The sequence below is a fragment of the Marinobacter sp. M-5 genome (assembly GCF_032911545.1).
Lineage (GTDB): Bacteria > Pseudomonadota > Gammaproteobacteria > Pseudomonadales > Oleiphilaceae > Marinobacter > Marinobacter goseongensis.
This window is the reverse complement of the sequence record NZ_JAWJEK010000001.1, coordinates 642,045-666,222: the sequence shown is the minus strand read 5'-3', so window position 1 is coordinate 666,222 and position 24,178 is coordinate 642,045. Positions and strand designations below refer to the sequence as shown.

Here is a 24,178-nt window from a genome sequence, read left to right as displayed (position 1 = left end):
AAAGCGCGTCGGGAGCCTGCCATGATAAGGATGCATGGAGAGTATCGCCGGCATTTGCGATCCGGGATTCGTGTCCCGGTGGTTCTGACGTATGCCAATCACACAGTAGAAGCCAACACACTGGATATATCGGCTGGAGGATTGCGGCTGAAAAGGCCGGAGCGGGTGTATATCCGCCCCGGTGAAAGCGTTGACGTGGACTTTCGCAACATGGCCGGCACCAAGGTCGCGGCAATGGTCACGCACAGCGGTAAGTCTCACATCGGTTTGAAGTTCTATCGCAGACGATTTTCCGAAAGTGAGCTGACCACGCTCTATGGCGCCGCACCCGGCTGGCAGCGTATGACAGCCAAAACTAAGCGGGCACTCTGGAAGAACAGCCGCCGCTTCGCGGTTTTTCTGGCCAACACCTATCTGCGCGCGCCCCTTCACGCCCTGGCCCAGCCACAGTTCCTGTTTGCGGTGTACGGGAATCAGGACCAGGCCGGGGCCTATTTTACACCCGGCATGGCAAAGCGTATGCCCTCCAATATGGTGCTGGGTTTCATCCGCAATGAAGACATGCGCGGCCTGATGGTGGCGTCGCAGTTTCTGGAGCATGAGCTGGAAGCGGATTCCGATAAGGTCCGGCTGTACATGGAGCGATTGCAGCAGGACTACCCCAACGTGCAGCGGATCGCCCTGGTCGGACGCCTGCCCAATTTTGTCATGAAAGCCGGCATCGAGATTGCGGATCCGCTGGTAGAGGGCAGTCTCGGAACTCGCTACATGATCTGGGACGTGGCGCGCCAAATGCTTGAGCGCCCTCAATATTGCAAGCAGACCAGCATCGTTGTGCTCGGGGGCGCCGGGCGCATCGGCAACGCAGTGTGCCGGGACCTCACAAACCTGTATGACCGGGTGATCGGATTTGACCCGCGCTATGAGGAAGACCAGGAAATCGTCACGGACGGGGGCACGATACTGCACACCTCCTCCCTCGCCCATCTGTTGGACGAGAAGCTGTTCATTGGCCTGACCCACCACGGCGATGCCGTACTGGAGCTCCAGCAATACATCAGCCCGGGCGCCCTGATTGCTGATGACACTCACCCCTGCATCAGCCTTACCGCCCGGGAACGCCTGCAGGAAAGTCAGATCGCGGTGGAGAAGGTGGTGCTCTCCCATGAGGAATTTCTGATGTGGCCGCGCATGCCGGCCTGGAACAACCGCGATATTCCGGGCTGCCTGGTGGAAGCCCTGGTTCTGCTCCGGCAGCCGGGCGTTGGCAAAGGTGATTTTTCCGCCTTCTGTGAGGAAGCCGAGTTTCTCGGCTTTACCGGCCGGCTGATCAGCCCGCTGGACGAGTAAGGTGAACAGGGATGCGCCATGAGGAATCGCAACCAATGGGCAGCAGGATGGCTGGTGATATTGCTTCTGTTCGCCCTGTCCGCCAGTGGCCAGGCACTGACGGTGCAGGGCGACACGGGTCGTTACCGCCTGAATCACCTCATAGACTATTTTGTCGGCGATGAGCAATCCCCGGGTCAGGCACTGCAACGGGGACAGTGGCAAGCCAAGCACGATGACAGCGTGCTCAATCTGGGGTTCACCGATCAATCGGTGTGGCTCAGAGCATCCCTGACCATCCCTGAACCCCTGAACCGTCAGTGGTACCTGGTGATTCCCTATCCCCTGCTGGAGGAAGTAGATCTCTACATCCTGCGCGATCGGCAACAACTCCCCATCTACCACATCAGTCGCGAACAAAGTGAAACCCGGCGACAACAGCCCCGTAGCTATCAGGTCGCCCTGCCCTTACCCCGCGACCTGCAGGGTGACTTGCAACTGGTGCTGCGAGCGCGGTCCGCAACGTCATTGCAAGTGCCACTGGAACTCTGGCGCGAGGACCGCCTGCTGACCCAGTTTTCCCTCCGCAGTCTATACTGGGGCGCCTATTTCGGGGTGCTGTGCGCCCTGGTGATCTACAATCTGTTCCTGTTTTTGTCCCTCCGGGATTCAGCCTACGGCTACTACGTGCTGTACATCGTATCGATGAGCCTGGTGATGCTGTGTATATCCGGGGTTGGCAATGCGTGGATCTGGGGCGGGCACCCGCTGCTGACCCGTTACGCCCTGCCCCTCAGCACCGCTCTGGTGTCACTTTTTGCCCTGCTTTTCGCACGCAGCTTCATGAAATGGCAGGACATTTCTCCTCGCTGGGATCGCAGCATGAAGGTTTCGGCAGGTCTTGCCGGCCTGCTGGTGGTCTACACCTGGGTTGATCCCACACGCGGCGCGCTGTTCGCAGGGCTGCTGGCCACGCTGGTGATTTTTCTGCTGATCGCCGTGGGGCTGGCGGGCCTGAAGGCCGGCGTCGCTATTGCCCGCTATTTCGTGTTGGCCTGGACGACCTTCGCCGTGGGGGCTTCCCTGTACCTGCTGAATGTTTTTGATCTGTTACCAGTGAACCTGATTACCAACCATGCCATGCAAGTGGGCTCCGTCGCCGAGGTACTGTTGCTCTCCTTCGCGCTCGCCCACCGCATCAAGGAAGAACGGGCACGCAAACTGGCGGCCCTGCGCAAACAACAGATGGCCGAGCGCCAGGTCCGGGATCTGGAATTGCTGTCGATGGAACAGGCCATGCACGACTCAACCACCCGGATGCCCAATGCCTCGCTGCTAAATCAGCAGCTACACACCATGATGCGGGCGAACAGGCGGGTCGCGCTCACACTGGTCCATTACCCACAGATCAAGGACATCGCCTCCAGCATGGGCCACCGGTTGGCGGAGGAAATGTTCTGCCAGTTGATGAGTAAGCTCAACCATACGCTGGCGGGTCTGCAAGGTGTGATCTGCCTCGAAAGCCGGCAGCGCGCCTACCTCGCCATTCCCGAATTCGGTTCTGCAGCGTTCCTGATAGACCTGGCGCACATTGAAGGCCCGCTGGAGCCGTTCATCGAACAGGTGGTGGGGAATCACGAGATCTCGGTTCATGCCGTCAGGCTGCCGGTGTTCATGAATCTGTGCTGCGGCGTAGCTATAGCCCCGGAGCATGGTGACAGTACCGAGATCCTGTACCAGCATGCCTCGGCGGCCCGCGACCGCAGCGAGTCGAGCAAGGTTCCGGTGCAGGTCTACAACAACGAGATATCCGATTTCGCACGGCGACGCCTGGATCTGGTGACCGCCCTGCCCCCGGCGATACAGGCCGGGGAACTGACGCTGCACCTGCAACCCCAAATGAGCAGCAGTGGTCACAAGCTGGTGGGCGCGGAAATCCTGCTGCGCTGGCACAGCGCGCGTTTTGGTTCGGTTTCCGCACGGGAGGTGATCGAGATTGCGGAGAATGCCGGCCTGATGGACCTGCTGTCACGCCACATCATGACCCAGGCGTGCAGAACCATGCAGACCCTGCATGAGCGCCAGGTGGACATCAACTGCAGCATTAACCTGTCGGTTCAGAATCTCACCAACAGCCACTTTGTCTCCTTCGCCCTGACCGACATCCGGGAGCATGACATTCCCATGAACCGGGTGATCTTCGAAGTGACAGAAACCGCCATGATGCACAATATGGAGGCAGTGATCGGGTCGCTGTTGAAAATTGCCAATAGCGGCTGCCGGATCGCCCTGGATGATTTTGGTACGGGTTACTCGTCGTTGGCGTACCTGAGCCGCCTGCCCATCCATGAACTGAAGATTGATCGTTGTTTCATCAGCCAGATGTGTTCCAACCAGAATGATCTGGGCATCGTCCAGAACACACTGAAACTGGCGCGCAGCATCAAGCTGGAAACCGTGGCCGAGGGCGTGGAGGACGAAAACACCCGTGAGTTACTCAGTCAGCTTGGCTGCAACCGGTTGCAGGGATACCTGTTTGCCCGGCCAATGCCACTGGACACCTTCTGCGACTGGGCAAAGACGCTGAAAGGCTCGCCCTGCTGACACGGCTATTTCGCCATGTGCCCCACGTAGGCGGCGGTAAAGGCAGTCTCCTGGAAAACCTTCAGCCCGGTATCCGCAAACGGAATCGGCAGGGGATGGGCGGCCAGCGTGGACTTGATCAGTGCCGGTGGCAGCAGCCTGACGTCCAGTCCGGGCTGGTCGATCAGTTGGATGGCCGCCTCCAGCTTGAAGCTGATGGCACCCCCGGCAAACTTGCCCTTGGGCATCCGCTCCTTGATCGCCACTCCGGTTACCCCGTGCTCGGTCAGCAAGGCGGCGAACGCCGCCTGGAACTGCTTCAGGTCCTGCCGGGTGTGGTTCTTGCTCAGCGACAGCTTGCGCACCTTGCATTCCGGCAGGCTGAACTGCCCCCGGTCGAGCTTCAGCAAGCACACCACCGCATCGCTACCGGTCAGTTCCACTCCGCAAATAATCATGGCCTTGCTCTCTTCAATCGCTTCAATCGCTTCAATCTTCTGGCTGGACGAACCCTGCGCCCATTCAACCACAACACTTCTTGAACTTCAGACCGCTGCCGCAACTGCATGGGTCATTGCGACTAGGGGCTTTCGCCACCGTGATCGTCGGCCCCTTGTTCAGGATCGCAGTCAGTTCCGCAATGGATTCAACAGCGCCCTCGCGGGTGTCTACGTTGATGTTCGCATACAGGCCGGCCTCGGCCACCTCAGCCGCAAGTTCCAGCTTGCGCGACTCACTAGTGACCACCAGGGTCAGCGGAAATTTCTTGCTGCCGCTTTTTTTGCTGGCGTTGGTCTCAAAGCCGCCGTAAGCGGTATGGTGCTGGCGCGCATCCTGCCGGCCCTTGAAAAAAAACTTGTCTGACATATCGAATTCCTGGAGGTAGGGAGCGTAACCAGTCAAGCATTCACAGGCTGGCTGTCACTGGACGGAACCTTTTAACACGCTTCCGAAATTGACGATATAGGTACCGTGCGATACTCCCTCAGTCAACAGGGGCCGCGAGGGAGATTCATAAGGCATTTGCCACCCGAGCACGTATAATTATGGACATGTAGTCACACTATCCCTTGCTGAGTTGTTCCTGCCCATGGCCGATCAAAATACCGACAAGCTCGTTGCGACCTCTCAGGCTTTGTTGCCGTTCATCGAGTCGTTGCCCGATGCCGTCGTCATCGTCAACGCGAGTCACCAGATCGTACTGGCCAACACCCGCGCCGCAGAGATGTTCGGGCACGAGATTGCCGCCATGATGGGTTCTGACCTCAAGATGATCATCCCGGCGCACCATCGGAAAAGGCATGCCGGAAACGTGACTGGCTACTTCGAGACACCTCATGCCCGGCCCATGGGCGCAGAGAAACGCTTCTCAGGACTGCGCGCCGATGGCACGGGGGTGCCCGTTGATATCATGATTAACGAACTCACGCTGGACGGGGCGCCGGCTGCCATGGCGCTGGTCAGAGATGTCACCTATCAGAGGGCGCTGGAGGATCGGCTGACGCTGGAATCTCTGACGGACGAAATGACCGGTTTCTACAACCGGAAACACTTCAAAACCCAGCTAAAGGCCCAGTACGCCGGTTTTGTTCGCTCGGGCCTGCCCGCTTCCGTAATCATGTTCGATTTCGATCACTTCAAGGCCATCAATGATCAGTTCGGCCATGCCAGCGGCGACATGGTACTGATCAAAGTCGCACAGATGATTCAGAGGGAATTGCGGCCAACGGATGTGGGGTGCCGTATCGGCGGCGAAGAGTTTGCCATCATTCTGCCCAATACGTCCCTGGAGGAGGCAGCGGCGTTTGCTGAACGCATTCGTCAGCGCACCGAGGCCATGGAGCTCAGGCACGAAGACACGTCTTTCCACGCCACCATTACCGTGGGCGTTGCCTCGTTTTCAAAATCCGACACCTCCCACGATTCATTAATGCGCAAAGCGGACAGCGCGCTCTACGCAGGCAAGGCCAGTGGCCGCAACTGCGTCAGAATCACCCGGGATGACGAAGCCACACCCCTTGCTTCTCCGTGAGCGTCCTTGCAGAAACGGCAGCCCCAAAGCGCAATGCCGTTCATGAAGCCTTGCGCTCTTCAGCCAGTTTACCCCTGACCTTCATCAGCACCTCACCGTACCGGTTGTCGCCGCGACGGTCCCGGCCACAGCCCCAGAAGTAATCGAAGTTGCTGTTCTCAACGATATTCCTGTCGCCGGTGTCGAGAAGTTCCTGTGCCAAATGCGGGTACGTACAGCAGCGGGTGTACACGGCTCGCGTCATGATGGTTTCACGCACCCGCTTCCAGTCCGGCCGCAGGCTTTTATGGCGTTTACGGCCCAGCTTTCTTGCTTGCATGGGCGTGGCTGCCATGCGCACCTGTTCCTGGCGGATTTCATCGGTGAATTTCATGCCCTGAAAATAGTGTTCCACCGTGGGCCAGACCTTGCCTTCCAGCTCAAAGCTGAAAGCCGCATGGGTGCCCAGCGGATTGTCGGGGTCGGCCCGTGAAATGTACAGATCGTTCTCGCCGCTGTTGGGTGGAAAAAGAGACATGGATACAAAACCTCGGAGTGAAGATAAAGTGGCGCTGGTGTTCAACTACACGGATTATTACTGAGCCTGAGCCAATGGTCACGTCAGCGGCGGAAACGCGCTGACTTTTCCGCAGATGAATCTTTCCCGGTTTTCTTACGTACCTTCTCTGTACAGTTATTGAAAATAAAAGGAAAGTTTCGTTATGCGCACTTTGTTCATCGCCCTGGCAGCCACCACTCTTATCGGCTGCAGCGGCGGAAATAGCCAAACCCAGGAAGTTACCGCAACCGCCTATAACTCCGTCACCAGCCAGACCAAGGCCGGCGACCCGGCCCTGACCGCCTGGGGTGACACCCTCAAGCCGGGCATGAAAGCCATCGCCGTTTCCCGTGATCTGATCGAAGATGGACTGACTCATGGGACCGAAGTGACTATCGAGGGCATGTCGGGTACGTACATCGTGCGGGACAAGATGAACAAACGCTGGAAAGACAAGATCGACATCTACATGGGTGTGGATGTCAAAGCGGCGAGGGACTGGGGTAAACGCACCGTCACCATCTCCTGGAATGAAACCGAATAGCAGGGCGCGGCCCGTGCAGGACAATCAGCCCAGCAGGCGCTCCTTGGCTTCATTGACGCGCGCTGCAAGATAGTTGCTGCCTCCACGATCCGGATGCATTCTCTGCATCATACGGCGGTGGGCCTGAATGATCTCCTCGCGGCTGGCACCGGGTGCGAGCCCGAGGATGTCGAAGGCCTCGCTCTCAGTCAGCGGGCCACCGGCACTGGTGGAACCGCCGTCAGTGCCGCACGGGTCTTCAGGCTCGTCATCCACCCGCCAGGAATCCCCGAACCGGCGGTCCAGATAGGTCTCCAGCAGCCGGCCTGAATCCTCATCCTGCTCCCGGCAATAGCGCAGCAGCTCGATAAACTCCTTCTCGCTGAGCTCTGCCAGCTCTCGCCCCGCCATCGGTCCCTTGAGGACACGGCCACTCATGGTGCCGGAATCATGATCCAGAGTCATAGCGAGGACGTCGCTGGACACCTGGGACTGATTCCCGGAACTCGCTGTCGTGCCACCATGGCCCGCACCGCCAACTCGCCCTGTCAACAGCGAAGGCAGCACACGACGCAACAGCGGATACAGGAACGCCAACAACGCAAACACGAAGTGCAAACGGCCGGTCAGGGCCAGCAGAACTACCAGTCCGATACCCGCCAGTAACGCCAGTTTGATAACCGCCGGCTTGCGCCGACCGGGCGGCTGGCTGCGCAGCCATGCCCAGGCAACAATCGACGCTCCAATCACCAGTAGTGTCAGTGGCACTCGGATACCCCGGGCGGATCCGCCCAACAATGAATTGACGTTTGTCTGCTTTTAACCGCCCGCACGCGCTACCGGATTTGTCGGGTCAGGCGCTTCACTTCCTCGGAACTGCGGCTGGAAAAATCCCCAAGCGCCTTGGTGCCTCCGGAAGCATAGACCGCCACTGCCGCCATAAGATCCCTGAGAACCTGTGGGCTGGCGCGATCAAAGGGTGCGTAGGCGCCACCCGACAGTTTGCTTACCTGTTTGAACACCGCCCGGGCATGGGCATCGTTGCCCTCATGAAACATGAACACCGGGGTTCGCAGCATGCCCAGCTCGCCAGCTGTGTGGCAAAGATCGTCCACCGGTTCCTCGCAACAATCGCCAATAAACACCACGGCTTTCACCGCCTCGGCCCGGGTCTCCTTGACGGCGTGGGCCAACACCCGGCTGATCTGGGTGCGACCACCCAGGCAGGACACCCTGTTCATCAGCGTCAGCAACTGACCGGTTTCCGTCACAAAGCCTGTGGCCTTGAACTCGCCAAAGCCCCGATAGTAACAAAGCTGAATGGCCAGGCCGCCCAGATCCCGAGTCGCCATAAACAGTTCACTTTGCAAATGGCAGGCCTGATCCCAGGTGGCTTCACGACTGGCGGTGGCGTCCAGAGCGAAAATCAGCCGGCCCTGCCCGCCACCGTGCGTCGGCAGCGTGCGAACCTGATGGATAAACTCGTCGATGGATTGCTTATCGGATCTGGGGCGTAGCTCTTTATCGGACATAAGACTCTGGAAACCGCCTGCGCTGCAACACTGATAGTATAATCGTAGGGTAAAGACACCCCAATTCACAGGTTTAAACGGCTCCGGTAACGACAGCAAATCCGCATAAACTATCCCGAAAAGCGACGCAAATCACGGTGGCGGTGAACCAAAACGCGATTTGCGGCCTACACTGCTAACCTGCTCATTATTTCGATGCGAACGGAGTTTCTGCATGATTACAGTTCATCACCTCAACAATTCCCGCTCACAACGCGTTCTCTGGCTGCTGGAAGAGCTGGGCGTGCCTTACAAGATCCAGCGTTACGAGCGTGATCCCAAAACCATGCTGGCACCGGCAAGCCTCAAAAAGATCCACCCGCTGGGGAAATCTCCGGTCATCACGGACGGTGACTTGGTGGTGGCCGAATCCGGCGCCATTATTGAATACCTGGCCCACACGTACGGCAAAGGCACCATGCTGCCTGAGAGTGGCGGCCAGGCGTGGCTGGATTACACCTACTGGTTGCATTACGCCGAAGGCTCGCTGATGCCACCGCTGGTGATGCGCCTGGTTTTCGAGAAAGTCAAAACCAGCCCGATGCCGTTCTTCATCAAGCCCGTGGCAAAAGGCATCTCAGACAAAACCAATGAGATCTTCATCGGCCCGATGATCAAAACCCACCTGGACTTTGTTGAAGCCCACCTGACGAAAAACACCTGGTTTCTCGGAGACAACCTCAGCGCCGCGGATATCCAGATGAGTTTTCCGCTGGAAGCGTCCGTGGCGCGGGGCATCGTCGGCGAGCACCGGCCCCACATCAATGCCTGGGTGCAACGCGTGCACGCCCGGCCGGCTTATCAACAGGCGCTGGAAAAGGGCGGGAGATACGATTTCGCCTGAACGGCGACCATCAGTTTTTTGACCTGTGCAGGGCGCTGACGCCCTGCCAATCCTCCAGATCCTGCTCGGGTTTTTCAGAGCGAAAGCGGGCATAGAGCGCAACACCCCGTGCATCCTCGAGAATATCCACCCGAATGCCCCTCTCTTCCAACGCCGCTTCGGTGCCGGAGGCATTCGTTACATCACCTACCACAACGCGGCTGAATCCTCGCATTGCAAGCAGCGTGGCGCACACCTCACAGGGGCTAAGGCTGGTGTAAAGCGTGGTCTGGCTGAAATCAAGCCGGCCTGCGTCACGAATGGCAGACGTCTCGCCGTGGTTGTAGGGATGGTTCTCCTGAACCAGCGTGTTGTGCCCCTTACCCACAATCCTGCCGGTGGCATTATCCACAATCACAGCACCAATGGGGCAGCCGCCCTCGTTGTAGCTCTTCTGCGCCAGCAACACCGCGATGCGCATGCGGTCTGCATCCGTCAACGCCTGTGCGAATTCGTCACCCATAAGCACGGGCAGGCTTCGGGTTGGCATATGGGCAATGGCCGTCAAGGCCTGTTCGTTTGCCTCGGACTGTTGATTCAGGAGCGGTTTCATAGGGATCTGGCGGAATCCTTGATGGGATCATGAATGAATGGGCGGCCAGTGGTTCAGTTGCGGATCAGCCGCCCCTGTGGCCCACTGTCAATCAGCATACAACAAAGGACAGCGCGCTGTGATAACCCACTCCTGGGCCAGAACCCTGCGCCCCCAAAAGCTGCCGTTCCGGCGCCATCTGACGCGAGCCTCAGTGGCGTTGATCTATCGCAAAGCGGATGACGGCGGCGTCGAATTGATGTTTATCCAGCGGGCCCGCCGGCAAGGCGACCCCTGGTCCGGCGACATGGGCTTTCCGGGTGGGCGCATGCAACCGGAAGACGCCACACCCCGTGCGGCCGCTGAGCGGGAAACGCTCGAAGAAACCGGCGTCGATCTCCTGCGCCATGGCCGCTTTCAGGCCCGGCTCTCGGACCTGATCACCCGCCATCATAGCCGCTGGCGCCCCATGGTCGTCACACCCTACGTGTATCAATGGCATGGCACGCAGCCGGTCACGCTGAATCATGAAGTGGAACAAATAGTGTGGGTTCCACTGGACTACCTCGCCGCCCGAGAAAACCAGAGCAGGCTGCCCTGGCGCACGCCCGTAGGCACTCTGAACCTGCCTTGTTGCCGCTACCAGGATTACTGCATCTGGGGCCTGAGCTACAGCATGTTGCAGGAGCTGCTTGTGCTGGGCACAAGCGCCGTCGCGATTACTCCACCGTGATGGTGATTTGCTCGGACATCACCGGCGGCTCATGGGGTACGTGCAGGTGGTCTCCCACCAGCAATTGCAGTGTATGCTCACCGGGCGACAATTCCAGGGTGGTCTGGGTTTGTCCACCGCCAAAGTGAATATGGCGGTCATCCGCCGGCACCGGCTGGTTCATGGCGGGCAGATCGTCGACATCCACAAGCAGGTGATGATGGCCGGTGCTACCGCGCTCCACACCCGCCGGAGCCACGCCCAGCCCCTCCAGACCAAACCTCACCGTTACTGGCGAACTGACAGTTTGCCCATCCATTGGTGAAACAAAATACACCGCTGCGCCGTCAGGCGCGGGCGTTGCGCCATGGGCGGCGGAAACCATTGAAACTGCCAGCACGGAGTAAAGGAAGAAACGTTGTGTGTTGGTGATCATATTCATGACCCTTTCCTTGAGTGAGGGAACCGTTCCACAAGGGTAGGACACATTTTACGATCTTGCCGAATATTGGCATCGTCGCTTGCCGGGGCGCAGATGGGCAGCAGCAGCGGGTTTGGCAAGGGAGAGAGCTGGCGCTCAGAGAAGGGATTCAGGCTTGGCGGTGGGTCGGTGAGAACAGGGGCATTATCTGCCCCCGGGCACCGGCTACATCAATTGCTTTTCAGGTTGATCTGCTTCGAACCTGTAGAGGCGAATTGTCCACTTTTACCTTTGCCAACGTACTCAACAACGCCGCCTGCTTTTAAAAATGCCGCGGTCTGCTCTTCGATCGTGGCGGTTGTTAACGTCGCTTTTGCGGGTTTCTTGCTCATGGTAGTCCCCTGGTTGCATGCCGGCTTGCTCGCCAACAACAGTTGGCCAGTATAGCTGAAACCGGGAAACATTGCTGGAGTATGTGGCCGCACCGGTCCATTTTGCGGTTTAATGCGGCAGACACCCATTTGCCTGCAGATGCTCCCTCACTATGCGCACTGTCACATCGCCCGAGCAAACCATCTCCGAAGCCGAGATCGAGCATGCTGTCCGCGAGGGCATCAGACGCTACTTCGACGACTGTCGGGCACGGGTGCCGACGTTTATCGATCGCCACTTCCATTACCCCGGCGCCATCACCACCAACCGCAGGGCGTTGGGTTGGGACATGTTGCGGGCACCGATCAATCTGCTGTGGGCACCCATATATGCCCTGGCCTGCCTGACGAAGATTCTGCTGCCACGACGAACAGGTCTCATATGGCTGCACAGCCTGGCTGATCGTGTGCCGGCTGGGTTCACCACCCGGGTACAGCATCACATCTCGCAGCTGATCCTCGTGGAGTTGCTGAACAATGGTCAGGAGAGCCCGCTCATTGAGCGCTACCTGGTTGAGGCCCTGGAGGCCGTCTATGACCGCCACAATTGCGAGTCAATCGACCACCAGAAGTTCAGCGAGCTGGTACACCCTCTGATCGCAGACACCCTCAGCCAGTACCGGGTGACTCGAACGGCCGCGGCCGATATCACCAACAGTATTGGCTGCACCGTGCTTGGCGCGTTCGCGTTCCAGAAATTCACCCCCGGCGGCATTGGGCTCGGAGTGGTGCTTGCCTCCATGATGGCGAAGACGCTGGCTGCCAGAGACTTTATCCTGGGCGAAACTATCGGCGGATGGTACTACAGCGTATTCCCACCGGAACCTTCACTGGCAACAACCGCCAGCGTTATGGTCGCGGTGATGGCAGCCCTGGCAGCGTTTGCGGCCTTATCCGGTGTGATTTTCGATCCCGTTCAGGCGGCGATCGGTCTGCATCGCCGGCGCCTGCACAAACTTCTGGATCACCTTCAGCAAGACGTGACACTGAGCACCCAAAACAGCTTTCGGCCAAAGGATCAGTTCGTAGCGCGGATTCTGGATACGTTCGATATGGTCCGATCAGGTTTTTTGTAGGGCAAGAACAACGCAGGAGAGCCCACTGGAACGTTTCACCTGAACCAACTGTAATTGTCGAACAACTCGTTGTGTGGCACGTTGAGAGGTGCAGTTACGTAATAGCGAAATGACTTGCTGCTATTGCGGTATTCAGTTCGACTCAAATTCACGGAAAAAGGATGACCGAGATGAACAACGATACTCTGGAAGGTAACTGGAAGCAGCTCAAAGGCAAAGTAAGAGAACACTGGGGCAAGCTGACCGACGACGACGTCGAGGAAATCGCGGGCCGCAAAGATCACTTTATTGGCAAAATTCAGGAAAAGTACGGCCTCAAGAAAGACGAGGCAGAGAAAGAGTGGGACAAACTCACTAAATAAACCTTGCCTGAGCCAGGGATACGGCTTCGTTTTTGTATCCCTGGTGCGTCGCAACCAGCAGACCCTCCGAAACCTGCCTCACCAACCAGGCGCACCAAGACGGCAGCCAGTGAGATTGGGCCCCCTGATCAAATGTCCTCGACAACCTTGCCGACCTTCTGCTCTGCGTTCTGCAAAGCGTCGGAGAGTTTGTCGAAGACATCGTTAAAGCCTTCCTTCATGGACTCCCAGGTGAAATCGGCGCTGTCCTCCATGCGCTCGTGCCATTCAGTGATCCGGGCCCGTTCCCGGTGCAGGGACGCCAGCGCAGTCTGCGACTGGGCGCGGGCGATCTTGTCGGCCTCCTGCCAGTCGGTCTCCAGGCGGTCTTCCAGGGTCGCGATACGGTCATCAATGGCGCCGAGCACGTCCTTGATGTCAGTCATCAACCGTTCCCGACGTTCGGCGCTAAAATCCGCCAGCTCCTCATCGAGCTGTTGCATTTGCTCGCGCAAGGACTCCACCGCCATTTCGCTGTCATCTTTGGCGGCCTGTGCCAGTGGCATCATCAGGACCAGTAGCAGAGCACTGGCCAGCAATCGCATCGGAGTTATCAAAACCGGGTACCTCTTCTGGATCAACATTTACGTCCCATGTACGATGATACCAATCGGAAGCCTTCTCCGCATGGAGACATGACGTAATGGTCACCAACCTGCCCTTTTCCCAAGCTTGTGAGAACAACAAATCGCCGATCCTCGAGAAGCTCCGTGAGATCTTCGACACCCCGGGCATCGTTCTCGAAGTGGGCACCGGCACCGGCCAGCACGCCGTGCATTTCGCCACCGCCATGCCTCACGTACAGTGGCAACCGACCGACCATCCCGACGCGGCGGGAACCTGTCGCCCCCGGCTGGCGCAGGCGTCGTTGCCCAACATCCTGCCAGTGATCGACCTCGACGTCGGCTCGGCCCAATGGCCTGTTGAGGCCTTTACCTGGGCCTTCTCAGCCAACACTGCCCACATCATGTCGTGGCCGGAAGTGGAACAGATGTTTCGCGGTATTGATGAACGCCTGTCAAAAAACGGCGCATTCTGCCTGTACGGTCCGTTCAACCACCAGGGCCGGTTCTCCAGTGACAGCAACCGACAGTTTGATCAGCACCTGCGGGCCCGCGCCGCCCACATGGGCATCAGGGATCTGGAGGACCTCTGCGCGCTGGCGGGGACGGTGGGCCTTACACTGGCGGAGAATTACGCCATGCCGGCAAACAACCGATTGCTGGTGTTCAAACCAATCCGTTCGACTGGAGCCACTGGCTGATCTGCGCCTGATTCATGGCACCACTCTGACGGGCCACCTCGCGGCCATTCTGAAACAGGATCAGCGTCGGGATGCTGCGAATACCAAATTGGCCAGCCGGCCCGCGGGCCTGTTCGGTGTTCAGCTTGGCAAAGCGCACCTTGCCCCGCCAGGCTTTCGCCGCCTGCTCGAACTGCGGCGCCATCACCTTGCAGGGGCCACACCAGCTAGCCCAGAAATCCACCAGCACCGGCACATCACTGCGCGCGGTATGGGCGGCAAAGCTCTGGTCACCCAGATCCAGAACCTGATCCGGCCACAACGGCTGCTTGCAGGCACCGCAATTGCCGCCGGATGACAGCTTGTCCGCGGGCACGCGATTCACTTTGTGGCAATGGGGGCACACGAGGTGTCGGGTGTCAGTCATGGTGAGTCGGTCTCTGAGTCGCTGTTGGAGAGAATAATCTGGGCACATGGAGAGAATTCAAGCGCCCGGGTTCCCCACCCTTTTATTATGCACCCACTGCCCCAACTATACTGTTAATTGTCACTAGAACACCTTTCAGGAAGTCTTAATGAACGCTATTTTCAAGCAATTCCTTTTGGTCTCCAGCATCTATCTATTAGCACCCTCGGCTGACGCCTTTAGCCTCAGCAACACTATTTCCAGCGGAACACAAGCGATCTCCTCGGCAACGGAAGTCACTGGTGAAACGCAGCAACTGGTCGGTCAGCTCCAGAATCAGCTAGGTGTTACCAAAACGCAGGCGACGGGCGGTACCTCTGCGCTATTGCAACTGGCGAAAAATCAGCTCAGCCCAGACTCTATCGGCACCCTGACCAACAAAGCGTCGGGCCTGTCCAGTCTGATGGGCGGTGGTGGTAGCCTGAGCAGCAGTCTGCTGTCCAATGTCTCGTCCATGGACGGCGTGCAATCGGCTTTCTCCGCGCTGGGTATGGACAGCGCCATGATCCAGCAGTTTGTACCGATCGTGATGGACTTCCTGGGCGATCAGGGCGTTGGTTCGTCGTTACTGGGCCAATTGCAAAGTCTTTGGGCACCTGCTGGCTGATTGGGCGGTCAGGAATCCGATCGACCATCGCCTGTGCCCACACGAAGCTCTCCGCCGGCAATACAGGCGCTGCTATGGCCTTCTGGCTCTATCGTGGCAGTCGCAAGAACAGCGTTGAGACCAACCCATGACCATCGACCGTGAACGCCTGGCAGCGCTTGCTGCCGAGCCCCACTTTTACCGGGGCAAATACAGAAACCTGGAACGCTCAGAGCAGCACGGCCTGGGGGATTTCCTGCGCTGGCAACTGGCGCCCGGCCGCCGCTTTCCGCCGGGTAAACGCTACACCCTGCTGCGCCCGGATGGCCACCTGCTGATGAGTCCGCCAGAGGCCCCCCAACTGACGTGGCTGGGGCATGCCTCGTTTCTGTTTCAACACAAGGGCCTGAACGTGCTGACCGACCCGGTGTTGTCGGACCGTGCCAGCCCCTTCCGGTTGATCGGGCCGAAGCGCTGCACACCCCCCGCCCTGACGGTGGCGGACATGCCGCCGATCGACCTGGTACTGATTTCCCACAATCACTACGACCATCTCGACGAGGCAACGGTGCGCCAGTTGCACCGACGGTTCGGGTCTGACCTGCGCTTTTGCATTCCCATGGGGTTGCGCCGCTGGTTCGAAAAGCGTGGCATTCATAACCTGGTGGAGCTGGACTGGTGGCAATCCGCGCCGCTGACCGGCAACAGCGAGGTGTTCTGCCTGCCGGCTCAGCACTTCAGTGGACGAACACCCACCGACACCAACGCCTCGCTCTGGTGTAGCTGGCTTCTGGAGGTGGACGGTTTTCGGCTCTATTTCGGTGGTGATACCGGTTATGGCAGGGTGTTTCGCCACATCGGCGAGCTGTTTGCGCCCATTGACCTGGCGCTGCTCCCCATCGGTGCCTATGACCCGCGCTGGTTCATGGCCCCGGTGCACGTGGCGCCAGAGGAAGCAGTGCGGATTCACCAGGACATTGGCGCCCGCCAGTCGGTCGCCATGCACTGGGGCACATTCGTGCTCACCGATGAACCCATGGACGAGCCACCGCGGCGACTGCGGCTGGCGCTGGAAAGGCAGGGCTTGAATGAGTCGGCATTTCGGGTGATGCAGCACGGGGAGGTGTGGTCGCCGCGCGCCAGACTATAGTCTGATGAGCCCTTTACCCTGAGCGTGCAGCCAACGCCGCCAGTCCGAACCCAGCATGGTCAGGCCACCAAGGTAATTATCATCCACCAGATAATATGAGAGCGTGCGATCACCCCGGTTGAAGTTGTGCATCAACCGCACCAAAAAGTTTCGCCGGGTCGGTTTGGACAGAAGAAAAAAGACAAACTCGCCGGACTGCGCTCGCAGGCTTCCGTGCCCTGCCATCTCGGAATGCCGCCACTTGTTACTGGACAGTTTCAAGAATTCGTCGATGTCTGTTAAACGGTCCTGATCAAGGGCTTGAGCGACGACCCAACGATTGACCGGGTGCGGTTCAAAATACAACCCCGATTCGTCACGCTCCAGCATCTCCATCTGCTCGGCAAGCCCCTCATTGAGCCAGGCAGGCGCATAGGGGACGATGGTATCAACAACCGCGTGACTCACCTCATGCTTGATCGTCCTGAAAGTCAAGCCTCGGTCTTCCTGCATGTAAACGACGATTTGATGCTCAGAGGGGATATACAGACCGTAAGACGCCACGCCCAAGCCTCTGTCATTGCGAACCAGGTAGTTACGGTAAACAGTGTAATCTTTCAAAATCAATATATTGACCGGCACCGTCCGGTACATATCAAAAGACATCACGCGGTCGAAAAACTCATAGACATTATTTACACCGTCTACAATGCTCTGGTTTTCTTCGTCACTCAGTTCGACGTCCACCGTTTCAACTTTAATATCAAAACGCGACCAGTCCGATGCCGTTGGCCTCACGTTGACCACTTCCTGCTCAACGCGATGATCCTGTCGGTCGCTGAAGTGAACCTTCCCGTTCTCATCTACCCATTTATAAATCTTTGCGCTGCCAGAGTTCGCAACGATCATGAGAATCGAAAACACAAGGGCTGGACTGACGGCTTTCCCTGACCTTTTAAACACTGCGCGTTACCCAACCAAGACATGGAATAGTGATGACCAGTAGCAAAAAGGTACAGTGAAAAACCAGTCCTGCCAACACGAGTCGTGGCATAAATGTGCATGTGCCAGCCTTCCTGGCTGGTGATCAAGACCACGCTGGACAATGCAGCGCGGACGGATATTCCGTTCGGGGAACTCTCAAAAAAGTGACATTTTCTGAAACTAAACCTGCCCCCCTTGCGTACGTTGATTGGACGTTCCGGCCAATCAGCCGGGCGACACACACAACAAAAAGCGGAATCGTTCACAAAATGACCTCCGCAGGAGAACGCAAAATGCGACTCGATAAAACCTACAAGCGAGCAGCACTAGCATCAGCGATGGCACTTGCCATTGCGGGGACACCGGCGGCATACGCTGGCCTATTGGGCGGATTGCTGGGTGGCGATGGGGAAAGCACCGGCGACGGCCAGCCTTCCGACGTCACCGGCGACGTTGGCTTCTTCAGCGAGCCTTTCTCTGAGCCCACCATTCAAGTGGACGGTGAGCAAATGGCGACCGGCGAGCGCTGCATCGAGGGTGCCGACGGCTCCCTTCAGTGCAAGCCAACAGCGGGCACCATTGCAGTATTAGGCGGTGATCGCTTTCTTTATCTGAATGCGCTCGAAGGTACTGAGAACGCAGAACTGGCAGTCATCGCCCAGTTTGGCGAGATTTCTGTGAACGACCAGTCACGGGTTATGACCCTGGACGAGAACGATCAGCCCACCTGGGTCAAGCCCACACCGATCGACGGCGGCGCTAATCCCGATGGCAACGACAGCACGACGCTGACCGGTGGTCTGCTCGATACGTCTAACAATACCGCCAAAAATGACGGCGCGCTGTTCTGTGCCGACGTGGTGTTTCTGCCAGACGGCAGAATGATGGCGGTCGGTGGCACCGACTACTATTCCGAGCCAGGCATCGACGGCCTACCGGTAGGTGTTGTGGAACTGGAGGGCCTGAAGTCCTCGCGCATCTTTGATCCGGCAACCAATACCTGGAGCCAGAGCGGCGACATGGAGTTCGGTCGCTGGTATCCGAGCCTGGTGAGCCTGGCCAACAGCGACGTATTCGTGGCCAGCGGCGTCACCAAACTGCTTAAGCCGGTATACCCGGAGGATCCCATCCAGTCCGGTCGTAACGTCGCACAGACCGAAACTTATGATACCGAGAACGGCACGTGGAGCAACAACGGCACGGCTGCTCAGCGCTCACTGCCGCTGTTCCCGCGCATGCACCTGTTGCCGAACGGGCACGTTTTCTATAACGCAGGCGGCCAGGCGTTCAATCCCTTCGGGCAGGCCTATGACCAGGCGCTGTGGAACATCGTCGGAACCTACAACCCTGAATCCAAGCAATGGACCGACCTCGGGTACGCCGGCCTGCCGCTGCGGCTGAATGATATCGGCCTGGGTGCACTCAGCACCACGCTCAACCCGACCAATACCGATCCGGATCAGGTGGAGCGTCTTCTGGGTGATCTTGTTGGCGCGACCCTTGACGATCCGACGGCTGCCATCAATCAGCTACTCGAAACGCCGGTCGATGACCAGTCACTTGAGCGGGCCATCGGCTCCGGCATGCGCGGTTCGACCTTCTCGATTCAGCTGCCGCTGCGTCCGGATGCGAATGGCGGTTACCACGAGTCCGAGTTTCTGACGGCCGGCGGCGTGCCAACCTATGGCGCCGCAGGCAGCCCGGGCGGCTACTTTCCGATCTCTTCGTCGCGTATCGACACTGTCACCACCAACGGTGCTGACATGGCTTACGAGTCACGTCTGACCGGCTCCCTCAACCAGCCGCGCTGGTATGGTTCTGGCGTAATGATGCCAGACAACAGCGTCATGGTGTTCTCCGGTGGAACACGCGATGGCGTGGTAGCAACCGGCTTGGAAGGCGCGATCATTCAGTCTGAACGTTTCGACATCGAGACCGAAACCTGGAAGCCAATGGCCTCAGCGAACCGCGAACGGACCTACCACAACACGGCCGTGTTGATGCCTGACGGACGAGTGATGATTGGTGGTCATTCACCCATCAACACCGCCTACGCTTCGTTCATTAACCTGGACGAACTGGGATTTGCGGACTATGCCGGGCGTGACCCGTCATTTGAGATCTACACGCCACCCTATGCCACGCGTGACGACCGCCCGGTGATCGAAAAAGCGCCTGTTGCATTGATGACGAATGGCGGCGTTTTTGACATCAAGACGGATCGGCCGAATGTTGACCAGGTCATGCTTATCCGCCGCAAGGCGACCACCCATCTGGTCGACGGCGATCAGCGCGCGGTGGAGTTGCCGATCGTAGATCGCAATAGCGCCAAGGTGAGAGTCAAGATGACCGCCAACCGCGCAGTCTTGCCAGAAGGCCAGTACATGATGTTTATCAGCTATGAAGCAGATGACGGCATGCGTGTACCTTCGGAGTCCACACCCGTTCGCGTGCTCGCCGATCCCAGTGGGTCTGACAGCGCGCTCACCCAGCAGCTTGAGCCGGCGCCAGCCGGGGCCGAGGACAGCGACGGTGGCTTGATCGACGGTCTGCTCAACGCGGATGTTGGCACGCTGCTGCAACCGATCTTCGATATTGGTTCAGGTGCGACCAGCGCCGTGCCGACTCTGGGTCAGCTTGAGGATGGTACGCCTCAGTTGATCAATGAACTTGGCGTTGCGTTCGAAGGCGGCATCTCGGTGCTTGGGGATACCATCACAAGCCTGCCCGAGGCCGGTGAAGGCCTGATCGTTGACTTCACCGATCAGAGCACCGAAGGGTGAGATTCTGCCTCAACCACAGCCGGCCCCCTCGGGGCCGGTTTTTCGTCTCATGCTTAACCGTCACCCTGACCTTGCTGTGGGCGGCAACCGCACACAGCCACGGCAGTGGTTCGGACCGGGACAAAGGCAGCATACGTGCCGTGCTCGATCCGTTACCGCCCGCCCTGTCGGAACTGCGAGTGCAGTTACGCAAGACGCTGGCACCCCAGCTACTGGTGGCCAATCCCACTGATAAAACATTAACGATCAACGACGAAGCTGGCCGGCCTTTCCTGCGCATTGGCCCGGAACATACCGAAGGGGACCTGGGCGCGGCGGCGTTCCACCGTACTAACACCCTGATGGCGCCCGGCGCGATTCCGGCAGACGCATCCAGCAAGTCACGCTGGACGGTCGTCGAAGCCTCACCGAACTGGGGCTGGTTCGACCTGCGGCTGCGCACGGACCCTGTAGACGCCCCCCATCAAGTGGTTGACGCAGGTGAGCCAGCGTCCGTCGGCCGTTGGTCGGTGCCGGTGCGATTGGGTGATACCGCAAGCGCGATCTCCGGTCGATTCGAGTATGTGCCCCCCGTGGACGGTATCGTCAAAGCACAGGTGGTGGATGTCGGTGCGTTGAAAGGTCAGGCGCTGGTACGCGCGATGGCTGGCAGTGCACGCCCGGGGCTTTTCCTGTCTTACCGTGGCGACTCGGCGTTGACGCTCATGGGTGAGCAAGATGAGCCCTTTCTGCGTTTTTCGCCACAGGGCGTGGAGGCCAATCGTCACAGCCCGACCTGGGCCAAAATTGCACCTGCTGGCGCACCCCCGTTTGTCGAAGGCAAGGACAACGCCGGAACGGAATGGGCCTCGGTTTCGGGCGGCCCCAGCTACGGGTGGATAGAACCACGTGCATCCTATTCCGGCCAAGTTGAGGATCCGTCTCAGTCGAGTGTTGTTAAACGCTGGCAAATACCGATACGCATCGGTGACAGCAGCAGTCGTATCCAGGGCGAAACTGAATGGCTCCCCGTTAAGCCGGTTGCTGACAAGGGGCTCTAACCCCTTGTCACTCTTGTCACTATCACGGCTATTACACAGGTGACCAAATCCAGCGGCGCGCTGGAACAGGGCTTAAAACAAATCTTCCCCGGTTTTTTCCATGAATCAGCGTAATACAAAAACGAGAAGGATCAGGCACAAGGTGATATTCAGACCCCAGAGGATCAAAGAAACCCGTCGCCGCTGACCCACACGCTTGATTGGATTAGTCATAGCCGAACCGCTCCGACAGGATACGGTGAGAGGGCGTGCCCCTTTTGACCAGGTGATCTTCAACGATATCCATCATGACCGCCGGTCCGCACATCACAAAGACCCATTCGCTGACCTCCTGCTCTGAAAATACGCGATCTATCAGTGCTGCATCTATGAAGCCTGTCTCTCCGTGCCAAGTCTCTGGCGGCTCTGACAGCACATGGACAACGTTCTCCGCACCCAGCCCCCCATTCAACTCGTCACGGTAGGCAATCTGTTCAATGAGCCGATTTCCGTAGATCAGCTTCACCTTGCGCGAATCACCAGTCTGGCGCATTTGCCTGAGTATGCCCAGCAGCGGAGCAAGGCCAACACCACCTGCGATCAAAGCAACCCCGGGTTCAGCGCGGCTATCGACAGTCAGATTGCCATAAGGGCCGTCAAGGTAGGCGACTGTTTCAGCTTTTATCTGGCCAATGGTTCGGGTGAAATCGCCAAGCTCTTTAATCATGAAAGATATTTCTGGTCCGGCTGCCGGCGCTGAGCAAATGGAGAACGGGTTTTCTTTCATCGAGAAGGGATTATGCCCCACATTCAGCCAGACGAATTGCCCGGCTTTGTAATCAAGACCACGATGACCGTCCGGTTTCACGGTCACTTCCCATTGCTTTGGCGTCAACTGGACTACCGAGGTCACGCGCCAGGGGCGTGCCCTCTGCAGCAGGGGTGCCAGCAGGTAAACCGTCAGCAGTGACCCAACAGCCACACCCGTCATTGCCAGCCACACCCAACACATCACAGGCTGCGATCCGTAACGCCCGGCATACACCGTATGATGCAACAGCAGAACCGCGATCAAGAGCGCGCCGACCCCATGTAAAAGGCGCCATGTCTCGTATTTGAAGCCCAGTTGGGTGCGCCCGATTGCCAGTACCACAAGGCCTGGAAGAAGCAGATAGGCGGCAATGCCTGTCGACAGCGCGGAAAAATCGGTCGTGAGCGTCAATTCGCGCGTAGGGTCCCAGGGGCGTTGACCACCTGACGGTGTGCCCTGGTAAAGAAGCGGGTGCAGCAGAGCAAAAACCAGGGCCGTGCGAGCCATGATCTGGTGAAACCGCATGGTCACATCCAGTCCGATGCCATTTGAAATGGTCTTGAAACGGCCGGACAGGATGAATTCAATGAGGACCATCGAGAAGGCAAGCATGCCAAGGCCAGATGCCAGTTCCTGGTGGAACTGGCGTGGCGGTCCGCCGAACCACGCGGACAGGATCAGCGGCAATGTAACCGCAACAAGGTAAGCAACGATCAAAAAGAACGGTTTCATCTGTCTAGTCTGTTTCATTTACTCTGACCCTACTATTCAGTCCTCCCGCAAAACCGGAACTGGTTTGTTTTCCAATGGCACTGTGCCCCCCCTCCTACCCACGAAGAACAGTCCAGCCACGTATAAAACATCAGCAAGACCACTGAAAACGCATGCAAAGGACAGAACGAGTGTAAGGGCCATGGCTTCGACCCGCGCGCAGTCGCGGCACGTCATGCCAAACTCCAGGTTCGCGAGCCGGAGGTCGCATGTCTGAACGAGCCCCGAGCCCACTTGCCGAGCTGCAAGCACGACTGCGGGACTATGTTCTGGGTGACGGTAGCGACATCAGTTTGTCTGCCACCTCAACAAGCGTATCGCCAGTGACGTCGGCGGGTAGAAAGACATCTCCGGGCCTGCACTCAAGGCGTGCACACCAACCCGACAGTGCACCGGCCCGTTTCGCGCCATGGCAATCCCAGGCATGCACGGCAACCAGTGCCAGGCGATCGATAGGCGTATCCAGGCGTTTGGCGGCGAAACGGTAAATATCCGGATGAGGCTTCCAGACACCCGCATCCTGCGCAGTAACTACGTGATCAACAAACACGGCAAGCCCTGCCCCCTCAAGAAAGCGGCGTGTTTTGTCAGGGCTGTTAACAGTCAGGCAGCCAACGATCACCCCCGCCTCCGAGATTTTCTTCAGTGCTGGCGCGGCGTCGTCGAAAGTGGGCAGCGTAGAGAAGCCGTCAACGACATACTCAATATCACGCTCACTGAGCATATATTTTGTTTCCGTGCGGAGTGATTCCCGTGCAACGGCATCGAAGGGTGCCGTATCACCGGCGAGGGTCAGTGCCATGGCGTCACGTTGAAAGCGCAGGAACCAGGGCTCCAGGAGTATCGCTGGCTGGCCAACCTCTTCCAGCCGGGTTGCCAGTGGATGCAGATCAATCAATGTCTCAAGGACATCAAATAAAACGACGTTCGGTGGGCCAGCCATGACGAGCCTCCCTATGCCGTTGTTGATTTAAAAAAGTGTAGCTCAGGTTATCGCAGTATGCTGTCCCTACCTTTTTCTTGTTAACTTTTTATTGAATGATACTGACGCAGGGTAGACATGATGACCGGCTCGCCGAATCTACCTATGTCACGAATCTGAAAGGCAGGGGGACCTCGGCTTATGGAAACTACAGATATCTTCCTGGCACTGCTCTTCGGCTGTGTCGGTTTCGGGTACTTCATGCACGGGCGGCGCAGGCAGAACATCGTCACCCGTTACTGCGGCATAGCGATGATTCTGTACCCATACCTTGCGAGCAGCACCTGGGAACTGTTGGCGGTGGGTGTCGGGCTGATACTGGCCCCACGGTTTATAGAGATTTAGAAGAGATCGGGAGAGCCGCGGGCAGAA

General features: G+C 58.2%; 27 protein-coding genes. 14 read left to right on the top strand and 13 right to left on the bottom strand.

The features are described from left to right. Nucleotides 1-21 precede the first annotated feature (21 nt). Nucleotides 22-1,350 (top strand): PilZ domain-containing protein, encoded by a 1,329-nt coding sequence (locus tag R0125_RS03040; RefSeq protein ID WP_317237095.1) that lies wholly within the window; start codon nt 22-24, stop codon nt 1,348-1,350. 18 nt (nt 1,351-1,368) lie between these two features. Further along, on the top strand, nt 1,369-3,933 hold the full coding sequence (locus tag R0125_RS03035; RefSeq protein WP_317237094.1) for an EAL domain-containing protein: 2,565 nt from the start codon (nt 1,369-1,371) through the stop codon (nt 3,931-3,933). A gap of 5 nt (nt 3,934-3,938) precedes the next feature. Here the strand turns inward: R0125_RS03035 and R0125_RS03030 are convergent, their stop codons facing one another. Further along, nucleotides 3,939-4,370 (bottom strand): DUF3010 family protein, encoded by a 432-nt coding sequence (locus tag R0125_RS03030; protein WP_317237952.1) that lies wholly within the window; start codon nt 4,368-4,370, stop codon nt 3,939-3,941. A 64-nt stretch (nt 4,371-4,434) separates the two neighbouring features. After that, a complete protein-coding gene (locus R0125_RS03025; protein ID WP_317237093.1) occupies nt 4,435-4,779 on the bottom strand; it encodes a PBPRA1643 family SWIM/SEC-C metal-binding motif protein in 345 nt (114 codons plus the stop codon). A 223-nt stretch (nt 4,780-5,002) separates the two neighbouring features. On the opposite strand from R0125_RS03025, the gene R0125_RS03020 reads away from it, so the two are divergent. Continuing rightward, entirely contained in the window at nt 5,003-5,944 is a 942-nt protein-coding gene (locus tag R0125_RS03020) for a sensor domain-containing diguanylate cyclase (protein WP_317237092.1), read from the top strand. Nucleotides 5,945-5,984: 40 nt separating this feature from the next. Here the strand turns inward: R0125_RS03020 and R0125_RS03015 are convergent, their stop codons facing one another. Then, the gene (locus R0125_RS03015; RefSeq protein WP_317237091.1) at nt 5,985-6,461 is read right to left on the bottom strand and encodes an NADAR family protein; all 477 of its coding nucleotides are present in this window, start codon (nt 6,459-6,461) and stop codon (nt 5,985-5,987) included. 184 nt (nt 6,462-6,645) lie between these two features. On the opposite strand from R0125_RS03015, the gene R0125_RS03010 reads away from it, so the two are divergent. Beyond that, a complete protein-coding gene (locus R0125_RS03010; RefSeq protein ID WP_248182093.1) occupies nt 6,646-7,026 on the top strand; it encodes a 3D domain-containing protein in 381 nt (126 codons plus the stop codon). A gap of 24 nt (nt 7,027-7,050) precedes the next feature. Here R0125_RS03010 and R0125_RS03005 read toward each other — a convergent pair whose 3' ends face one another. Together R0125_RS03005 and R0125_RS03000 are read right to left on the bottom strand one after the other, a co-directional pair. After that, a complete protein-coding gene (locus R0125_RS03005) occupies nt 7,051-7,773 on the bottom strand; it encodes a molecular chaperone DnaJ (protein ID WP_317237090.1) in 723 nt (240 codons plus the stop codon). A 68-nt stretch (nt 7,774-7,841) separates the two neighbouring features. After that, on the bottom strand, nt 7,842-8,537 hold the full coding sequence (locus tag R0125_RS03000; RefSeq protein ID WP_317237089.1) for a VWA domain-containing protein: 696 nt from the start codon (nt 8,535-8,537) through the stop codon (nt 7,842-7,844). Between the two features lie 214 nt (nt 8,538-8,751). Between R0125_RS03000 and R0125_RS02995 the strand changes: the two genes are divergently transcribed. After that, on the top strand, nt 8,752-9,420 hold the full coding sequence (locus tag R0125_RS02995) for a glutathione S-transferase (RefSeq protein WP_317237088.1): 669 nt from the start codon (nt 8,752-8,754) through the stop codon (nt 9,418-9,420). Between the two features lie 10 nt (nt 9,421-9,430). Here R0125_RS02995 and R0125_RS02990 read toward each other — a convergent pair whose 3' ends face one another. After that, nucleotides 9,431-10,012, bottom strand: a complete 582-nt coding sequence (locus R0125_RS02990) for a nucleoside deaminase (protein WP_248182097.1) — start codon at nt 10,010-10,012, stop codon at nt 9,431-9,433. A gap of 118 nt (nt 10,013-10,130) precedes the next feature. Between R0125_RS02990 and R0125_RS02985 the strand changes: the two genes are divergently transcribed. Continuing rightward, nucleotides 10,131-10,724 carry a CoA pyrophosphatase gene (locus R0125_RS02985; RefSeq protein WP_317237087.1) on the top strand — a complete coding sequence of 198 codons (594 nt, stop codon included), beginning with the start codon at nt 10,131-10,133 and terminating at the stop codon, nt 10,722-10,724. Here R0125_RS02985 and R0125_RS02980 read toward each other — a convergent pair. Both R0125_RS02980 and R0125_RS02975 read right to left on the bottom strand, forming a co-directional pair. After that, entirely contained in the window at nt 10,711-11,145 is a 435-nt protein-coding gene (locus R0125_RS02980) for a DUF4399 domain-containing protein (protein ID WP_317237086.1), read from the bottom strand. The two genes, R0125_RS02985 and R0125_RS02980, sit on opposite strands and share 14 nt — an antisense overlap. Nucleotides 11,146-11,354: 209 nt before the next feature. Continuing rightward, nucleotides 11,355-11,516 (bottom strand): hypothetical protein, encoded by a 162-nt coding sequence (locus R0125_RS02975; RefSeq protein ID WP_248182100.1) that lies wholly within the window; start codon nt 11,514-11,516, stop codon nt 11,355-11,357. 152 nt (nt 11,517-11,668) lie between these two features. Between R0125_RS02975 and R0125_RS02970 the strand changes: the two genes are divergently transcribed. After that, nucleotides 11,669-12,631: a DUF6635 family protein gene (locus R0125_RS02970; RefSeq protein WP_317237085.1), complete on the top strand. Its 963-nt coding sequence runs from the start codon at nt 11,669-11,671 to the stop codon at nt 12,629-12,631. 161 nt (nt 12,632-12,792) lie between these two features. Further along, nucleotides 12,793-12,993, top strand: coding sequence for a CsbD family protein (locus R0125_RS02965; protein ID WP_410797546.1), 201 nt, complete (start codon nt 12,793-12,795; stop codon nt 12,991-12,993). Between the two features lie 128 nt (nt 12,994-13,121). Here the strand turns inward: R0125_RS02965 and R0125_RS02960 are convergent, their stop codons facing one another. Beyond that, nucleotides 13,122-13,589 (bottom strand): hypothetical protein, encoded by a 468-nt coding sequence (locus R0125_RS02960; RefSeq protein WP_317237084.1) that lies wholly within the window; start codon nt 13,587-13,589, stop codon nt 13,122-13,124. 86 nt (nt 13,590-13,675) lie between these two features. Between R0125_RS02960 and R0125_RS02955 the strand changes: the two genes are divergently transcribed. Then, complete coding sequence (locus R0125_RS02955) at nt 13,676-14,296, top strand: DUF938 domain-containing protein (RefSeq protein WP_248182104.1); 621 nt, start codon at nt 13,676-13,678, stop codon at nt 14,294-14,296. Here R0125_RS02955 and trxC read toward each other — a convergent pair. Beyond that, complete coding sequence (gene trxC, locus R0125_RS02950; protein ID WP_317237083.1) at nt 14,262-14,702, bottom strand: thioredoxin TrxC; 441 nt, start codon at nt 14,700-14,702, stop codon at nt 14,262-14,264. The two genes, R0125_RS02955 and trxC, sit on opposite strands and share 35 nt — an antisense overlap. Before the next feature lie 148 nt (nt 14,703-14,850). Here trxC and R0125_RS02945 point away from each other — a divergent pair, with 148 nt between their 5' ends. Together R0125_RS02945 and R0125_RS02940 are read left to right on the top strand one after the other, a co-directional pair. Then, entirely contained in the window at nt 14,851-15,348 is a 498-nt protein-coding gene (locus tag R0125_RS02945) for a DUF2780 domain-containing protein (RefSeq protein WP_317237082.1), read from the top strand. 127 nt (nt 15,349-15,475) lie between these two features. Then, nucleotides 15,476-16,477, top strand: coding sequence for an MBL fold metallo-hydrolase (locus tag R0125_RS02940; RefSeq protein ID WP_317237081.1), 1,002 nt, complete (start codon nt 15,476-15,478; stop codon nt 16,475-16,477). On the opposite strand, the gene R0125_RS02935 is transcribed toward R0125_RS02940, so the two are convergent. Continuing rightward, complete coding sequence (locus R0125_RS02935; RefSeq protein WP_317237080.1) at nt 16,472-17,365, bottom strand: DUF4124 domain-containing protein; 894 nt, start codon at nt 17,363-17,365, stop codon at nt 16,472-16,474. The genes R0125_RS02940 and R0125_RS02935 overlap by 6 nt on opposite strands. A gap of 368 nt (nt 17,366-17,733) precedes the next feature. Between R0125_RS02935 and R0125_RS02930 the strand changes: the two genes are divergently transcribed. Further along, a complete protein-coding gene (locus tag R0125_RS02930) occupies nt 17,734-20,223 on the top strand; it encodes a galactose oxidase early set domain-containing protein (RefSeq protein ID WP_317237078.1) in 2,490 nt (829 codons plus the stop codon). Nucleotides 20,224-20,402: 179 nt separating this feature from the next. Further along, complete coding sequence (locus R0125_RS02925) at nt 20,403-21,263, top strand: hypothetical protein (RefSeq protein WP_317237077.1); 861 nt, start codon at nt 20,403-20,405, stop codon at nt 21,261-21,263. 205 nt (nt 21,264-21,468) lie between these two features. Here the strand turns inward: R0125_RS02925 and R0125_RS02920 are convergent, their stop codons facing one another. Both R0125_RS02920 and R0125_RS02915 read right to left on the bottom strand, forming a co-directional pair. After that, nucleotides 21,469-22,785: a ferredoxin reductase family protein gene (locus R0125_RS02920; RefSeq protein WP_317237076.1), complete on the bottom strand. Its 1,317-nt coding sequence runs from the start codon at nt 22,783-22,785 to the stop codon at nt 21,469-21,471. Between the two features lie 301 nt (nt 22,786-23,086). Further along, complete coding sequence (locus tag R0125_RS02915) at nt 23,087-23,767, bottom strand: HAD-IA family hydrolase (protein ID WP_317237075.1); 681 nt, start codon at nt 23,765-23,767, stop codon at nt 23,087-23,089. A 180-nt stretch (nt 23,768-23,947) separates the two neighbouring features. On the opposite strand from R0125_RS02915, the gene R0125_RS02910 reads away from it, so the two are divergent. Continuing rightward, nucleotides 23,948-24,151 (top strand): hypothetical protein, encoded by a 204-nt coding sequence (locus tag R0125_RS02910; protein WP_317237074.1) that lies wholly within the window; start codon nt 23,948-23,950, stop codon nt 24,149-24,151. The last annotated feature ends 27 nt before the right edge of the window (nt 24,152-24,178 follow it).

Bases quoted from the DNA above. Each gene is read 5' to 3' on its own strand.
- R0125_RS03000 (WP_317237089.1), bottom strand. From the start codon at position 8,537: ATGTCCGATAAAGAGCTACGCCCCAGATCCGATAAGCAATCCATCGAC.
- R0125_RS02915 (WP_317237075.1), bottom strand. From the start codon at position 23,767: ATGGCTGGCCCACCGAACGTCGTTTTATTTGATGTCCTTGAGACATTG.
- trxC (WP_317237083.1), bottom strand. From the start codon at position 14,702: ATGACTGACACCCGACACCTCGTGTGCCCCCATTGCCACAAAGTGAAT.
- R0125_RS02965 (WP_410797546.1), top strand. From the start codon at position 12,793: ATGACCGAGATGAACAACGATACTCTGGAAGGTAACTGGAAGCAGCTC.
- R0125_RS02945 (WP_317237082.1), top strand. From the start codon at position 14,851: ATGAACGCTATTTTCAAGCAATTCCTTTTGGTCTCCAGCATCTATCTA.
- R0125_RS03025 (WP_317237093.1), bottom strand. From the start codon at position 4,779: ATGTCAGACAAGTTTTTTTTCAAGGGCCGGCAGGATGCGCGCCAGCAC.
- R0125_RS02980 (WP_317237086.1), bottom strand. From the start codon at position 11,145: ATGAATATGATCACCAACACACAACGTTTCTTCCTTTACTCCGTGCTG.
- R0125_RS03015 (WP_317237091.1), bottom strand. From the start codon at position 6,461: ATGTCTCTTTTTCCACCCAACAGCGGCGAGAACGATCTGTACATTTCA.
- R0125_RS02935 (WP_317237080.1), bottom strand. From the start codon at position 17,365: ATGATCGTTGCGAACTCTGGCAGCGCAAAGATTTATAAATGGGTAGAT.
- R0125_RS02970 (WP_317237085.1), top strand. From the start codon at position 11,669: ATGCGCACTGTCACATCGCCCGAGCAAACCATCTCCGAAGCCGAGATC.
- R0125_RS02930 (WP_317237078.1), top strand. From the start codon at position 17,734: ATGCGACTCGATAAAACCTACAAGCGAGCAGCACTAGCATCAGCGATG.
- R0125_RS02920 (WP_317237076.1), bottom strand. From the start codon at position 22,785: ATGAAACCGTTCTTTTTGATCGTTGCTTACCTTGTTGCGGTTACATTG.
- R0125_RS03010 (WP_248182093.1), top strand. From the start codon at position 6,646: ATGCGCACTTTGTTCATCGCCCTGGCAGCCACCACTCTTATCGGCTGC.
- R0125_RS03020 (WP_317237092.1), top strand. From the start codon at position 5,003: ATGGCCGATCAAAATACCGACAAGCTCGTTGCGACCTCTCAGGCTTTG.
- R0125_RS02910 (WP_317237074.1), top strand. From the start codon at position 23,948: ATGGAAACTACAGATATCTTCCTGGCACTGCTCTTCGGCTGTGTCGGT.
- R0125_RS03030 (WP_317237952.1), bottom strand. From the start codon at position 4,370: ATGATTATTTGCGGAGTGGAACTGACCGGTAGCGATGCGGTGGTGTGC.
- R0125_RS02955 (WP_248182104.1), top strand. From the start codon at position 13,676: ATGGTCACCAACCTGCCCTTTTCCCAAGCTTGTGAGAACAACAAATCG.
- R0125_RS02940 (WP_317237081.1), top strand. From the start codon at position 15,476: ATGACCATCGACCGTGAACGCCTGGCAGCGCTTGCTGCCGAGCCCCAC.
- R0125_RS02990 (WP_248182097.1), bottom strand. From the start codon at position 10,012: ATGAAACCGCTCCTGAATCAACAGTCCGAGGCAAACGAACAGGCCTTG.
- R0125_RS03040 (WP_317237095.1), top strand. From the start codon at position 22: ATGATAAGGATGCATGGAGAGTATCGCCGGCATTTGCGATCCGGGATT.
- R0125_RS02995 (WP_317237088.1), top strand. From the start codon at position 8,752: ATGATTACAGTTCATCACCTCAACAATTCCCGCTCACAACGCGTTCTC.
- R0125_RS03035 (WP_317237094.1), top strand. From the start codon at position 1,369: ATGAGGAATCGCAACCAATGGGCAGCAGGATGGCTGGTGATATTGCTT.
- R0125_RS02975 (WP_248182100.1), bottom strand. From the start codon at position 11,516: ATGAGCAAGAAACCCGCAAAAGCGACGTTAACAACCGCCACGATCGAA.